This is a genomic window from Erythrobacter sp. (assembly GCF_039988855.1).
Classification (GTDB): domain Bacteria; phylum Pseudomonadota; class Alphaproteobacteria; order Sphingomonadales; family Sphingomonadaceae; genus Erythrobacter.
This window is the reverse complement of sequence record NZ_JBDXIY010000016.1, coordinates 398,346-411,035: the sequence shown is the minus strand read 5'-3', so window position 1 is coordinate 411,035 and position 12,690 is coordinate 398,346. Positions and strand designations below refer to the sequence as shown.

Here is a 12,690-nt window from a genome sequence, read left to right as displayed (position 1 = left end):
GTTGGAGGGTTAGTCGCCTTCGAAGTCCATAAGAGCGCAAACGTTAACACCGGCGGCGCGCAAACGATCTGCCCCGCCAAGGTCTGGAAGGTCGATCACAAATAGGGCGTCTTCGATTGCGGCGCCCGCCTCGCGCAGCAGCTTGGCGCTCGCGATGGCCGTGCCTCCCGTTGCGATCAAGTCATCGACCATAACAACACGTTCACCTTGCGCGACCGCAGCAGGGTCTATTTCAAGCCGGTCGGTGCCGTATTCGAGCGCATAATCAATCCCGATTGTTTTGACCGGTAACTTGCCAGGTTTGCGCACGGGGACAAAACCAATGCCCAGTTGAACCGCAACCGCCGCTCCGAAAATGAAACCGCGGGCCTCCATGCCAGCGATTTTCTGTGCACCTTTTGCACGGGCCAACTCCGCCAGATGATGGATGCTTGAGGCAAGCCCATCGCCATCACCGATCAATGTCGTGATGTCGCGAAACTGAATGCCGGGCTCGGGAAAATCTGGAACGGTGCGCACGAGCGCTTTGAGAGCGTCAGGCGAAAGTGGCGGAGTGCTCATCATAGGCTCCAGAAGGTGCGGGTAAACGAGAACGCCCCACCATCCAAGGTTTGGGATGATGAGGCGTTCTCAAATTCAATCAAAAGGCGATTAGACGAGGTCTACTGCACCTTTTTTCGGCTTCTTCGAGGCCCAGATTGTCTTGTAAGACATAAAGCCAAGGAAGGTCGCAAACAGCAGGAAGCCAATCACAAACAAGCCGGTTTGCTTGCGCTTGATAAGTGACGGTTCGCCAGCCCAGGTCAAGAATGCGGCGATGTCCTGCGACATTTGTTCAGTCGTAGCCGCAGTGCCGTCAGAATAAGTCACCCGATCGTTGGGAAGCTGCGGCGCCATGGCGATATTGATGTTGTAGAAATACTCGTTGAAATAGAGGCCATCTGGCGTCTCAAAGTCAGGAGACTTGGCCTGATCTTCTGGATCGACCTCATTGTAACCCTGCATCAGCGAGTAGACATAGTGCACGCCGTCTCCGCGCGCCTTAGTGATGAGCGAAAGATCAGGCGGAATGGCGTTGTTGTTGAACGCGCGCGCTTCGACATCGTTCGCATAGGGATTTGGGAACATATCGGTTGGAAGGCCAGGGCGCGAAATCGCTGATCCATCCTTGGGATCAATGCCAGGAACCTGCCACTCAGAAGCTTCTTTGCGAACTTCCGCCTCAGTGTAGCCGAGCTCCTGCAAATTGCGGAAGGCAACGAACTTCAGACTGTGACAGGCCGAGCAGACCTCCTTATATACCTGATAGCCGCGTTGCAGCTGCTGGTAATCCCACTTGCCCAACGGCCCTTCGAACGAGAAACCGCCCTCGGGGGCGATGTTCTTTTCCTGAAAAGCGTAATAGTCGGGCTTCTCCGGAAAGCCGTCGGTTGCGAGAATCCCAACACCGGGAACAAGCGACCACAGCAGCAAAACTGCTGTGAGGCCGAGGCCGAACAAGATGGCTCCAAGTCGAATGGTCATGACCTAACTCTTTCTCGTTATCGGGTCAGTTAAACAGGTTTACTCAGCAGGCTCTGCAGCCGGCTCGTCTTTTTTGCCAAGGACAGCCTCGGTAATCGAGAAGGGCAGCGCCTTTGGCACTTCGATCTGACTGACGATCGGCAAGATCACCAAGAAGTGTAGGAAGTACCAAGCCGTCGCGATCTGGCTCATCACGATGTAAGGCTCTTCTGCCTTCGCACCGCCAAGATAGAACAGCGCAGCCATATCAACCACGAAGATCCAGAAGAAGATCCGGAACATCGGGCGATACGAACCAGAACGCACTGGGCTCTTATCGAGCCATGGCAGGAAGAACCACAAGAGGATCGAACCAAACATCGCGATAACGCCAAGCAGCTTAGCTTCGATCAGAATGATGCCGGTAAACGGAATGGTGAGATCGCCCGTGAATGCACGAAGGATCGCGTAGAAGGGATAGAAGTACCACTCTGGAACAATCAGCGCTGGGGTCGAAAGCGGGTTCGCCTCGATCCAGTTTTCCGCATGGCCCATAACATTTGGCGCAAAGAATACGATAACGGCGAAGAGCGTCAGAACCAGGCCCAAGAACCAGCCGTCTTTGGCGGTGTAATATGGGTGGAATGGAACCGTGTCGCTTTCTTTCTTCACTTCAACGCCGGTCGGATTTGACGAACCCGGAATGTGAAGCGCCCAGATGTGCAGGATAACTGCACCAAGGATCACAAACGGCAGCAAGAAGTGCAGCGAGAAGAAACGGTTCAACGTTGAGTTGTTCGGCGCATAACCGCCAACCAACCAAACCTGCAGCGGTTCACCGACAAACGGAATAGCGCCAAACAGGCCGGTGATCACTTTCGCGCCCCAGAAGCTCATCTGGCCCCACGGAAGAACGTAACCCATGAAGGCGGTCGCCATCATAAGCAGGAAGATAACCACACCCAGCAACCAGATCATCTCACGCGGCGCTTTATATGAGGAGTAATAGAAACCGCGGAAGATATGGAGGTATATCACCATAAAGAAGAAGCTCGCGCCGTTGGCGTGAGCATATTTCATGAGCCAACCGTAGTTCACATTGCGCATAATGTGCTCGACTTGAGCAAAGGCCACATCGGCGTTTGCCGCATAATGCATCGCAAGGATGATACCAGTGACAATCTGGAACATCAGGAAGAACCCGGCGAGTACACCGAAATTCCACATGTAGTTCAAGTTACGCGGAACCGGATAGCCAGCACCAACCGCGTTGTAGACCAAACGCGGGAGCGGGAGTTTTTCATCCATCCAAACCATGAATGGGTTTTTCGGTTCGTAAGAGTTTGCCCAGGCGAAGCTCATAATGCTCTCTTGCTCATTCTCAGCTGTAAGACGAAATGCTGAAGTGAATTACGATAAGTTATCCGACGCGGATGACGTTCTCAGTGGGGAATGCAAATTCCGGCACAACCAGATTGGTTGGCGCAGGGCCTTTGCGGATACGGCCAGCGGCGTCGTAGTGTGAACCGTGACACGGGCAGAAATATCCGTTGAATTCGCCCTTGTCCTCGCCCTCACCAGCGCCAAGCGGCACACAGCCCAAGTGTGTGCAAACGCCAAGTTGAACCAGGAATTCCGTGTTGCCATCGCCCAAACGCTGTTGAAGTGTTTCAGCATCGCGAAGGTTGGCGATATCAACCTCTTGCATCTCTGCCAGCTCTTCTGCGGTCATACGCTTAACGAAGAGTGGTTGATCGCGGAACACCCCTTTGATCGACTGGCCTGGCTCAAGCGACGAAACGTCCACATCGGTCGTAGACGCCGCGAGCACATCAGCAGTCGGAGCCATTTGGCTCACCAAAGGAAAGAGAACGGATGCACCACCAACACCTGCGGTGCTTACAGCGGCAATGTGAATCCAGTCGCGGCGACGTACGCCTTCTTCGGCACCTTCTCCGGCGGTCACATTATCTGCAGTCGAAGCCATTATTCGATACCCTGCTCTTTTAACCGCAGAAAGGCGATGACCCAGCGCGGTTTTCATTTTACCTTAACGGACTGCGCAGCTTGCGCAAACTATCCCATTACCCGCGGCACCATAACGTTGGAAATGAATTTTCAGTTCCACGGATGGCGCCCCTATAGTGCCTTTGTGAATAAAGCCAATCCCGTTTTAAACACTTATGGTTCCACTACGTGCAACCCTCCGGCATATGCGGTGCCCTAACCCACGGCAATCGCGCTTAATTGTCGCCCATAGTCGGGCGCGCCGTTTTGCACCGCTCGGCGATAGGAATAGTAACTATCCGATTCGTGATGGGTGTCTCGGCCAAGCACCGATATTGTGGTCAATCCCGATTGGCGCAGGCATTTAAGGATATAGCCCGGCAAATCAAACTGCCAACGCTCCGCTCCCTCGCGCACCCCAGCCGCCTTAAAATGAAGCGCATCAGCAGGGCCAAACTCGGCGCAGAATTCTGCATCCACTTCATAACTTGATTGAGCGATCATAGGGCCCAGAACGGCTACGATATTTGCGCGCTCGGCCCCCAAGCCTTCCATCGCCTTTAAAGTGCTCTCCAAAACCCCGCCATGTGCACCGCGCCATCCGGCATGGGCAGCGCCGACAACGCCTGCCCCGCGGTCAGCAAAGAGCACTGGCCCGCAATCCGCAGTAACAATCCCGATCACCACATCTGTCCGATCTGTCACCAACGCATCTGCGACCGGACGATCGGTCGCATGATCCGGCCATTTCTTACTGGGCGGCTGGCTGAGTGTGATAACTTCGGGCGAATGCACTTGCTGGGGTGTTTGTAGCGGCGCTCCGGGGAGAATAGCCCCAGCAGCTGCATTTCTAAGTGCGCGGATATCCTCTGCATCACCCGGACCGCCAAAGCCAAATTGGTGCACACCTGAGCATGAGCCAAAGAAACCGTGAGGTACGCCCTCCAGTATCGCGGCGCGTTCAATCGAGAAGGTGTGTTCAGCCATCAAGGCTCCGATTAACCTGCTCAAAAGTATCCCGGGACAGGTTGTCTTGCGCCGCAATCCGCTCAAGCTGCGCCTTCATAAGCGCTGCCCTGCCCGGTTCAATCCGCCGCCAACGGCCAAGCGCTGGCACAAAGCGCGCGGCGGTCTGAGGATTGATCGGGTCAAGCGCGATGATGCAATCGGCAATCATGCGATAACCTGCACCATCAGCAGCGTGAAAGGCGCTCGGATTGCCCGCGAGTGCCATGTAAAGCGAGCGGACGCGGTTGGGGTTATTCATGGTGAAATCAGGGTGTTTCGCCAGCGCCTCAACATGCGCAAGCACATTAGGGTGCAATGAAAGCGCTTGAAGCGTGAACCATTTGTCGATGACGAGGTCATTGCCACAATAATGTTGGTAGAAAGAGGCCAGCCGTTCCTCGCGTACCGGATGCTCAAGACTGGTTAGTGTCATCAACGCGCCCTGCCGGTCGGTCATATTGTCGCAGGTGTCGAACTGGCGTGACGCGAGTTCAGCTGCTTTTTCTGCATTGGTCGCTGCAATATAGCCAAGCGTCAACGTCTTGACCTTTCGCGCGCCCACGCCGGCGGGTTCGGCAAATGGCACTTTCGCGCAGCGCTCATAAACGCTCTGCAAATCTTGAGATAGATTGTCACCAATCGCCGCCTTCAATGCTTCGCGGCTGTCATGGATCGCGCCCGGATCGGCCTTTCGATCGCCGGTCGCCATCGCTTCAAATAAGTAGCTTTCACTTGGCAAAATCATCAATTCACCGCGCATGGAATCGTCTAGCTGCGCGTCTGTGATCACCGCTCCCATTGCCTGAACGACGGCCTCACGCCCAGCCTCATTCACCTCGCCAGTTGCTTCGGCAATCAAAACCTCAACGGCCAGCTCTTGCATGGCTTCATACCGTGCAAATGGATCATCATCGTGCGCCGCAAGGAACATCAGTGCATCCCGGTCCAGCGAACGCTCAACTATCACAGGCGCAGTATAGCCGCGATTGATCGAAACCACTGGGCTGGCACCGATCAAAGGGAGGCGGAAGTCGGCCTCTTCCTTTGAGAAAACGATTGTTTGCTCGCTCCCAATCTTTGAACTTTCCCGGTCGTGTACAGCCACACGCAAAGGGATCACCATGGGGCTCTTCACAGTTTGACCAGGTGTCGCCGGTAGCACCTGCTTGAGAGTGAGCACCAATTCGCCGCCCTCTACCCGCTCGCTCATTTCGATACGAGGCGTGCCGGCTTGGCTATACCAAAGGCGGAATTGCTCAAGATCGAGCCCTGCACCATCTTCGATCGCTTTGACAAAATCCTCACAGGTCGCCGCCTCTCCATCGTGCCGGTCAAAGTAAAGATCGGTGCCTGCCCGGAACCGTTCGGGTCCAGCCATACTGCGCATCATGCGAATAACTTCGGCGCCTTTGTTATAGACGGTCGCAGTGTAAAAGTTCGAGATTTCACGGTAGCTGTCCGGGCGAATGGGATGCGCCAATGGCCCGGCGTCCTCGGGGAATTGCGCAGCCCGCAAGATACGCACATCCTCGATCCGTTTGACCGCTTGACCGCGCATATCCTGGCTAAACAGTTGATCACGCAGAACGGTGAAGCCTTCTTTCAATGAAAGCTGAAACCAATCGCGGCAGGTAATCCGATTGCCCGACCAATTGTGGAAATATTCATGCGCGATCACGCCTTCGACGCCGTCAAAATCGGCATCGGTCGCCGTATCAGCATCCGCGAGCACATATTTCGTGTTGAAGACGTTGAGCCCTTTATTCTCCATCGCCCCCATGTTGAAATCGGAGACGGCGACGATGTTGTAAAGATCGAGATCATATTCGCGGCCAAAGACCTCCTCGTCCCATTTCATCGAGTTATGAAGGGATTCAAGAGCATGGGTCGTCCGATCCAAATCCTGCGCACGCACCCAGATATTGCACTCCACCTCGCGGCCAGACATGGTCGTAAAGGGGCCGCTTTTTGCGACGAGATCGCCTGCGACCAGCGCAAACAAATAGGATGGCTTGGGCCAGGGGTCATACCATTCAGCAAAATGACGGCCTTCAGACAGATCGCCAGTCGCCTCGCTATTGCCGTTGCACAAAAGGATAGGAAACGCGGCCTTGTCGCCTTCCATCCGCACTCTGTACGTGGAGAGCACATCGGGGCGATCAGGGAAGAAGGTGATCCGCCGAAAGCCCTCGGCCTCGCACTGGGTGCACAACATGCCGTTTGAGGCGTAGAGCCCCATCAGCGTGGTGTTAGCGCTGGGGTCATTGGTGGTCGTGATTTCGACCGTATGCGCCTCGCCGGAAAGCGGCAACACAAGATCGCTCGCCTCCATGGTCCAATTGGTCACGGCTTCTCCGTCGACCCTTACAAGGTCAACACTCAGGCCATCACCATTCAGTCTGATTGTGTCAGAGGCTTCCGCATCCAAGTTGCGCTCAACACGAAGGGTCGCGACCACCTGCGTCGCTTTCAGGTCGAGAATGAAGGACAGATTTGTCTCCGGCACATTCCAGGCAAAAGGCGTGTAATCCTCTCGCCGGATCAACGGCGGCTCTGCCGGTGTTGCAGGGGTATCGTTGGCGGCAATCGAGTCGTGAGCAATATCCATAAGCACAAGATTTAGGTTGATTTGCGCCCGCGTCCAGCGGCACAGCGCCCAACATGCCGCATTTGTTGATCTTTGGGCTTGGCTACACCGCCAAACGCATCGCCGCTTCAGCTGAGGCGCTTGGATGGAGTGTGGAGGCAACAGGGAGCGGCGGCACGATCGATTTTGCCGACCGTACGACGGTGTTGGGGGTGCTCGGCCGCGCCAGCCATGTGATCTCATCGGTCCCACCTGACCGGGCAAGCGGGTTTGACCCAGTGCTCGATCGCTATGGACACAGGTTTGGTAAAGCTTGGTACGGTTATCTTTCCTCGACCGGCGTTTACGGCGACCAGAAAGGCGCGTGGGTGGATGAAAGCACACCAACCATCGCCGAAACGGGCGCGGGCCGCAGAAATGCAAGGGCCGAAGCGGATGCCTTGTGGGTGAAGCTGGGTGCGCGGGTGTTCCGCTTGCCGGGTATTTACGGCCCAGGGCGCAGCGCGTTGGACCGGGTGAAAACAGGCAAAGCTCGCCGGATTGACATGCCGGGACAGGTTTTCAGCCGCGTCCATGTCGATGATATCGTCGGCGGCGTGGTGGCCGCTTTAACGGGAAATGCTCCAAAGGGTGCATACAATCTAGGCGATGATTTCCCCGCCAGCGGCAATGCGGTGACCGAGTATGCCTGCGCCCTTTTGGGGGTCGATCCACCAAAGCTTGAAACGCTCGAAGAAGCGGATTTGTCAGAGATGGCGCGCGGATTCTATGCCGAAAACAGACGGGTCGCCAACGGCAAGGCCAAGCGGCTACTTGGATGGAAGCCCGCCTATCCAACCTATGTTGAAGGGCTAGCGAACCTGTCGTGAGCGAAGCGCAATAACCATGCCGGCAACCGCCAAACCCATCCCTGCGATAGTTAGACCAGTCCAACCATAGCCTTCAAATACGGTGGAAACCGCCATTGCGACCGAGATCGTTAGGATAGCATTATAGGCCGTCTTGCCCGCACCAATCTCTCGCACGAGATTATAGTGCAGCGGGAAGGTGATTACCGATCCAATAAACGCAAGATAGACAATCCCCCCCCAATAAGATGCATCCGTCGGCAAAGGCGGCGGGCCAGCTGTTATCCATGCAAACCCAAGATCGAATATCGTGCCATAAAGCATCGCCCACGCTAGCAAGCTTACCATCGGAACCGCCCGCCCGGTGGGGTTGGCTTGGATCACATTGGCAATAGAAGCCGACAATATGCCGAGCATAGCCAGCGCAATGCCAAGGCCCACATTGCCCCCGATAACGCCTGCGTCCGGATTGGCATCCCATTCATGGAACAACAAGAACGATACGCCGACAATCGCAACGAGGCTTCCAATCATAAAACCAGCCGGCACCCGCTCACCTAAAAAGAACCGCGCAAACAGAGCGTTGGGCACCATCATCAAGCCAAACATCAACGCCACAATGCCGGACGTCACATATAGCTCGGCGTGATAGACGAAGAGGAAGTTGCCGCTAAATTGGAACAGGCCAACAAGGATTGCGAGCATGTGTTCTGGCCGCGTCAACCGCAATCGTCGCTTCATCAAGAACGCGACCAAGAATAAAGCCGGGGTCGCAAGTGCAAACCGGTAAAATACAGACCAAGCCGCAGGAACACCGTCGATCTGGCCGGTGATGATGAACCAAGTCGAGCCCCAAATCGTACCGGTTAGCACGAAGGGGATTAGCACCCGAAGGCTGAGCATGGATGGGTTTTCAGAACTCATTTAAAAGCACTCACAACCCTGCAATTGCCTTTCCAAGGGCCTGCGCATGGTCTTCACGCGTGTCCCATGCAGTCACAAAGCGCGCCGCATCATCACCCCAATCGTAGAATGCGAATTCTTGTGCTCTCAAGGCCTCTCGTTCGCCAGAGGAGAGCTGCACGAACAGTTCATTTGCCTCAACCGGATGCATCAAGCGACTGCCGCACCCGCTTGCAATGTCTTGTGCTGCCGCATTGGCATGGGCTGCATTGGCAAGCCATAGATCGCCGTCCAGCATCGCGAGGATTTGCGCCGCGAGATACCGCCCCTTGCACTGCAAATGACCAGCGCGTTTGCGGCGATATTTGACCAGATCGGCTTGGCCCGGATCGAACAAGACAACAGCCTCCGCGCTCATCCCTCCGTTCTTGATAAAACCAAAGGCAAGACTGTCGACACCCAAAGATGCACCGCGCGCCGCAGTAGAAGCGGAGCCATCCAAAAAGGCCGCCGCATTGGCAAATCGCGCACCGTCCATATGCAGGCCAAGGCCGCGTGCCGATGCAAATTTTCTGAGCGCTGTAAGCTCCTCACTCGAATAAGAGCAACCATATTCGCTCGCCTGTGTGATCGCGATAGCGTGCGGTTGAACTTGGTGCACATCATCGCGGATCGGGTCGATCAACGCGGAAATGCCTTCGGGCGTCAGCTTGGCGCTTTGCCCACCGCACAGCATCAATTTCGCGCCGTGGAGATAGAACCCCGGCGCGCCGCATTCGTCAACCTCGATATGCGCTTCTTCATGGCACACAACCCCGCCGTGGGGCTGGACCATCGTCGCGAGCGCCAGACAATTGGCCGAAGTGCCAGTTGCCGTCCAAAGCGCCGCACATTCGCGGCCAAACAGATCGCTGAACCGCTCATCAAGCTGAGCGGAAAGCGTATCGCCGTCATAAGGGTTATCGGCATTGTCAGCGGCACGCATCGCCTCCCACACTTGGGGGTGGACGGGCGCGGCATTGTCAGAGAGGAAGGGCATGAGATGAGGCATAGAACACGCCTCTAATGTGCTTGGCCAACATGTCTAGCATCATGGACAGGAAGGGACAGCTCTTTGAACGACAATGAAAACGAAATTACAATCACGCATCGTACCTTCGGGAAAGGCGGAAAATACATTGCCAAGCTCGAAGGGCAAATTGCCACGGGCCATCTCGAATGGGAACCACGCGGTGAAGGCGTGCGGGTCGCAACGCACACGATTGTACCAAAGGAAATCGGAGGGCGCGGGGTAGCGGCGCATTTGGTCAAAGCCCTCATCGCTGATGCCCGCAAGCATGGCTTCAAAATCGTTCCGCAATGTTGGTATGTCGCCAAAAAGTTCGATAAAAACCCTGATTGGGCAGAGTTACGCGCTTAAGCGGTTTCGAGCTGCGAAAAATCGGTTGCGACAATCGTCTTCAACACTTTGCGGCGCACTTCACGGGCTCTTTCAAGCGGCACACCGGGAACAGCGAAGGTTCCGCCCGCCTGACCAAGGTGCACCGTTGCATAGCCACGCAAACGTGCGATAGGGCCTTGCAAGATTTCAACCGAGTGCAGTTTTAGCCGGGTCGCAATTTGACTGCGCGGGGAGAGTACACCGCGTGCGGACACAATTTGCGAAGCATCCAACGCGTGGCGTTGATAGCGCCAAGCCAATACGTTGAGCATTGCAGAAACACCGGCAAGCACCGTCAATGCCCCCACCACAAAATAGGTCCATTCGGGCGCATAAATGCTCGCCGCCAACCCGCCCAGCATGGCTGGCACAAGGAAAAAGAGTGCATCTCGCACGGCGCTATCAAACAGGAATTTCTCCGAAGCGCGGCGCCAATCGGTTTCTTCATCTGGCAATGTGAAGCCCGCAGCCTCTGCAATAGGCGCAATCTCATCAAGCTTGGCAAAAGGGGCCACCACATGGCTCGATGCGCCCATATCCTGCGCCAAACTTACAAAACTCAAAGAATGCCAACCAAAGCGATACCGGATCAGGCGAGTTCCAATTTTGATGCCCTGAACACGGTGAATAGGCATCACTACATCGGTCTTTGTGAACAAACCCCGGCGACGGCGGAACCCCCTCGCCGTGCGCTCTAGCAAGAAGCCCCATTCGCGCGCGAATACTCGGACCATTCCGGTAAAGGATCCCACAAGAAATAGGCCAATAAGACTTAAAATAACGCCTAAGATCTGCGCGGTGCGGTCAAATGCTCCGATGTCGGGAGCATAGTCCGTCATAAGCCCCCGCCATACATCAACCTCCCAAAATTCGAAGCCAAAGAAGCTGTCTGCATATTGGGCGAGACCTGCCAGCACGGCGAAGACCGCGAGCGAGAATTCAAATAGGCCGAATGTGAACAGCCTCTTTGGTCCCATAGTGAAGAGAGGCGCCGCTTTGTCCGAAGAATCAATGCTTGCTGCTGCCCCTGCGGCGGCGCCAGTAGATTGCACAGCGGCTACATCCTGACTGTCACGGCGTTCACGAACCAATCGCCGCAGTTCCTCACCGGTTTCTTCGGCAAGATAAGTGAGGCTCAAATCCTCACCACCGCCGGCACCCGTTTCAAACTTGACCGCGACAAGACCGAACAGGCGCGGGATCAATTTTTGTTCGAGGCTGACGTCCTGAATACGCTCATAGGGGACCGAGCGTGCAGACCGGCTCAACACCCCGCTTTCAACGCGGATATCGGCCTCGCCAATCGTATAGGTGAGCCGCTTCCAATTGATGTAGGAAAAGAAGGTTCCAACTGCGACAATCAGCGCAGCGATGGGGATCGCGACCAGAAGGCCTGTCCCGGCGGTACCAAAAGTGATTGCCGCAGTAGGAAGGATCGCGTTTTGCGCGCTCGACAGCATCCCTACGAGGACCGTCTTTGAATCAGTATTGCGCGGCTTTGACCCGGCATCGGGGGCCTCCGCTAACTCAACATCCGACCCTGGCCCAACATCTGGAAATGCCTCTGATCCTGCTTCAGGCACGTCGCTCACATGCTCTCGCGCTTGATGTAACCGCGAATCTCTTCGCGCATTTGCACCGCCAGCTCATGGCCAAGGCCCGGAAGGCTGACCGAGGCGTTATGGCTCCCCGCAGTGTGCAAAGTCATAGTCGCAATACCCAACGCACGTTCAACCGGGCCTTGGTCGACGTCAATGTGTTGAATGCGGCCAAAGGGCACGATCGTATCTGCTCGCCACATAATGCCGCGCACCACCCGAAGCCGGTCGAGGCTGATCTGATAGCCGCGCGCGTTGTAACGAGCCAAAGGAATGCGGATGATAACGAACAGCGCGAGCAAGGTCGCAACGCCTGTCAGAACCCCAAAGGGAACCGGAACTTCTTCCGCTTGCATCGCCCCATCAATCGAAAGGCCTACGACCAGGATCACAAAGCCGATGAATACCGCGCCAATGCGCATCAACAGCTTGTAATTGGGGTGCAGCTTGGTGAGCTCTTCTTCGTCATCGACTTCGCCAAAGATGGTGGGAGCCGATTGCTCATCAGAAGTCGCCGTCTGGTCTATGGGGCGCGGCGCATATTGGGCGTCACGCGGATAGGGCGCTGATATTGTGGGAACACGGCGGTTTGCATCCGCAGATCCTGCATTTTGCTGCACGGATTCCCATGGCTTTGCACCGGCCTTATGGCCAAACAATTGACTGGCGGATGCACCGCCCGGCCCTTTTGCAGGCGCCGGGTCTGAGGCCTGCTTGCCCTCCCCGATACCGTTCTTGCCTGACTGGCCCTCATGATCCCGATCACTCATACTCTAGAGTTTGCGATAGAGCATC

12 protein-coding genes are annotated in these 12,690 nt (G+C 55.8%); 2 read left to right on the top strand and 10 right to left on the bottom strand.

What is annotated here, in order from left to right:
* Positions 1-9 precede the first annotated feature (9 nt).
* The 6 genes from ABJ205_RS09645 to pepN all read right to left on the bottom strand — a co-directional run bounded on the left by ABJ205_RS09645 (position 10) and on the right by pepN (position 7,126).
* Positions 10-561 carry an adenine phosphoribosyltransferase gene (locus ABJ205_RS09645; protein ID WP_348160068.1) on the bottom strand — a complete coding sequence of 184 codons (552 nt, stop codon included), beginning with the start codon at positions 559-561 and terminating at the stop codon, positions 10-12.
* A 90-nt stretch (positions 562-651) separates the two neighbouring features.
* The gene (locus tag ABJ205_RS09640) at positions 652-1,524 is read right to left on the bottom strand and encodes a cytochrome c1 (protein WP_348160070.1); all 873 of its coding nucleotides are present in this window, start codon (positions 1,522-1,524) and stop codon (positions 652-654) included.
* A gap of 39 nt (positions 1,525-1,563) precedes the next feature.
* Positions 1,564-2,865: a cytochrome b/b6 gene (locus ABJ205_RS09635; RefSeq protein ID WP_348160071.1), complete on the bottom strand. Its 1,302-nt coding sequence runs from the start codon at positions 2,863-2,865 to the stop codon at positions 1,564-1,566.
* Between the two features lie 58 nt (positions 2,866-2,923).
* Positions 2,924-3,490, bottom strand: a complete 567-nt coding sequence (gene petA, locus ABJ205_RS09630; RefSeq protein ID WP_348160073.1) for a ubiquinol-cytochrome c reductase iron-sulfur subunit — start codon at positions 3,488-3,490, stop codon at positions 2,924-2,926.
* Positions 3,491-3,726: 236 nt separating this feature from the next.
* Positions 3,727-4,497: a peptidoglycan editing factor PgeF gene (gene pgeF / locus ABJ205_RS09625; RefSeq protein WP_348160075.1), complete on the bottom strand. Its 771-nt coding sequence runs from the start codon at positions 4,495-4,497 to the stop codon at positions 3,727-3,729.
* On the bottom strand, positions 4,490-7,126 hold the full coding sequence (pepN, locus tag ABJ205_RS09620; RefSeq protein WP_348160076.1) for an aminopeptidase N: 2,637 nt from the start codon (positions 7,124-7,126) through the stop codon (positions 4,490-4,492). The genes pgeF and pepN overlap by 8 nt, the downstream gene beginning before the upstream one ends.
* Positions 7,127-7,179: 53 nt before the next feature.
* On the opposite strand from pepN, the gene ABJ205_RS09615 reads away from it, so the two are divergent.
* Complete coding sequence (locus tag ABJ205_RS09615) at positions 7,180-7,974, top strand: SDR family NAD(P)-dependent oxidoreductase (RefSeq protein WP_348160078.1); 795 nt, start codon at positions 7,180-7,182, stop codon at positions 7,972-7,974.
* On the opposite strand, the gene ABJ205_RS09610 is transcribed toward ABJ205_RS09615, so the two are convergent.
* Together ABJ205_RS09610 and ABJ205_RS09605 are read right to left on the bottom strand one after the other, a co-directional pair.
* Complete coding sequence (locus ABJ205_RS09610; protein WP_348160080.1) at positions 7,957-8,877, bottom strand: DMT family transporter; 921 nt, start codon at positions 8,875-8,877, stop codon at positions 7,957-7,959. The genes ABJ205_RS09615 and ABJ205_RS09610 overlap by 18 nt on opposite strands.
* Before the next feature lie 10 nt (positions 8,878-8,887).
* Positions 8,888-9,907, bottom strand: a complete 1,020-nt coding sequence (locus ABJ205_RS09605) for a beta-eliminating lyase-related protein (protein ID WP_348160082.1) — start codon at positions 9,905-9,907, stop codon at positions 8,888-8,890.
* Between the two features lie 63 nt (positions 9,908-9,970).
* Between ABJ205_RS09605 and ABJ205_RS09600 the strand changes: the two genes are divergently transcribed.
* Entirely contained in the window at positions 9,971-10,276 is a 306-nt protein-coding gene (locus ABJ205_RS09600; protein WP_348160083.1) for a GNAT family N-acetyltransferase, read from the top strand.
* Here the strand turns inward: ABJ205_RS09600 and ABJ205_RS09595 are convergent.
* Both ABJ205_RS09595 and ABJ205_RS09590 read right to left on the bottom strand, forming a co-directional pair.
* Positions 10,273-11,889, bottom strand: coding sequence for a PH domain-containing protein (locus tag ABJ205_RS09595; RefSeq protein ID WP_348160085.1), 1,617 nt, complete (start codon positions 11,887-11,889; stop codon positions 10,273-10,275). The genes ABJ205_RS09600 and ABJ205_RS09595 overlap by 4 nt on opposite strands.
* On the bottom strand, positions 11,886-12,665 hold the full coding sequence (locus ABJ205_RS09590) for a PH domain-containing protein (RefSeq protein WP_348160087.1): 780 nt from the start codon (positions 12,663-12,665) through the stop codon (positions 11,886-11,888). Before ABJ205_RS09590 ends, ABJ205_RS09595 begins: the two co-directional genes overlap by 4 nt.
* Positions 12,666-12,690: the final 25 nt, after the last annotated feature.

Coding starts and splice junctions, on each gene's coding strand:
- ABJ205_RS09645 (WP_348160068.1), bottom strand. CDS start 561: ATGAGCACTCCGCCACTTTCGCCTGACGCTCTCAAAGCGCTCGTGCGC.
- ABJ205_RS09640 (WP_348160070.1), bottom strand. CDS start 1,524: ATGACCATTCGACTTGGAGCCATCTTGTTCGGCCTCGGCCTCACAGCA.
- ABJ205_RS09635 (WP_348160071.1), bottom strand. CDS start 2,865: ATGAGCTTCGCCTGGGCAAACTCTTACGAACCGAAAAACCCATTCATG.
- petA (WP_348160073.1), bottom strand. CDS start 3,490: ATGGCTTCGACTGCAGATAATGTGACCGCCGGAGAAGGTGCCGAAGAA.
- pgeF (WP_348160075.1), bottom strand. CDS start 4,497: ATGGCTGAACACACCTTCTCGATTGAACGCGCCGCGATACTGGAGGGC.
- pepN (WP_348160076.1), bottom strand. CDS start 7,126: ATGGATATTGCTCACGACTCGATTGCCGCCAACGATACCCCTGCAACA.
- ABJ205_RS09615 (WP_348160078.1), top strand. CDS start 7,180: ATGCCGCATTTGTTGATCTTTGGGCTTGGCTACACCGCCAAACGCATC.
- ABJ205_RS09610 (WP_348160080.1), bottom strand. CDS start 8,877: ATGAGTTCTGAAAACCCATCCATGCTCAGCCTTCGGGTGCTAATCCCC.
- ABJ205_RS09605 (WP_348160082.1), bottom strand. CDS start 9,907: ATGCCTCATCTCATGCCCTTCCTCTCTGACAATGCCGCGCCCGTCCAC.
- ABJ205_RS09590 (WP_348160087.1), bottom strand. CDS start 12,665: ATGAGTGATCGGGATCATGAGGGCCAGTCAGGCAAGAACGGTATCGGG.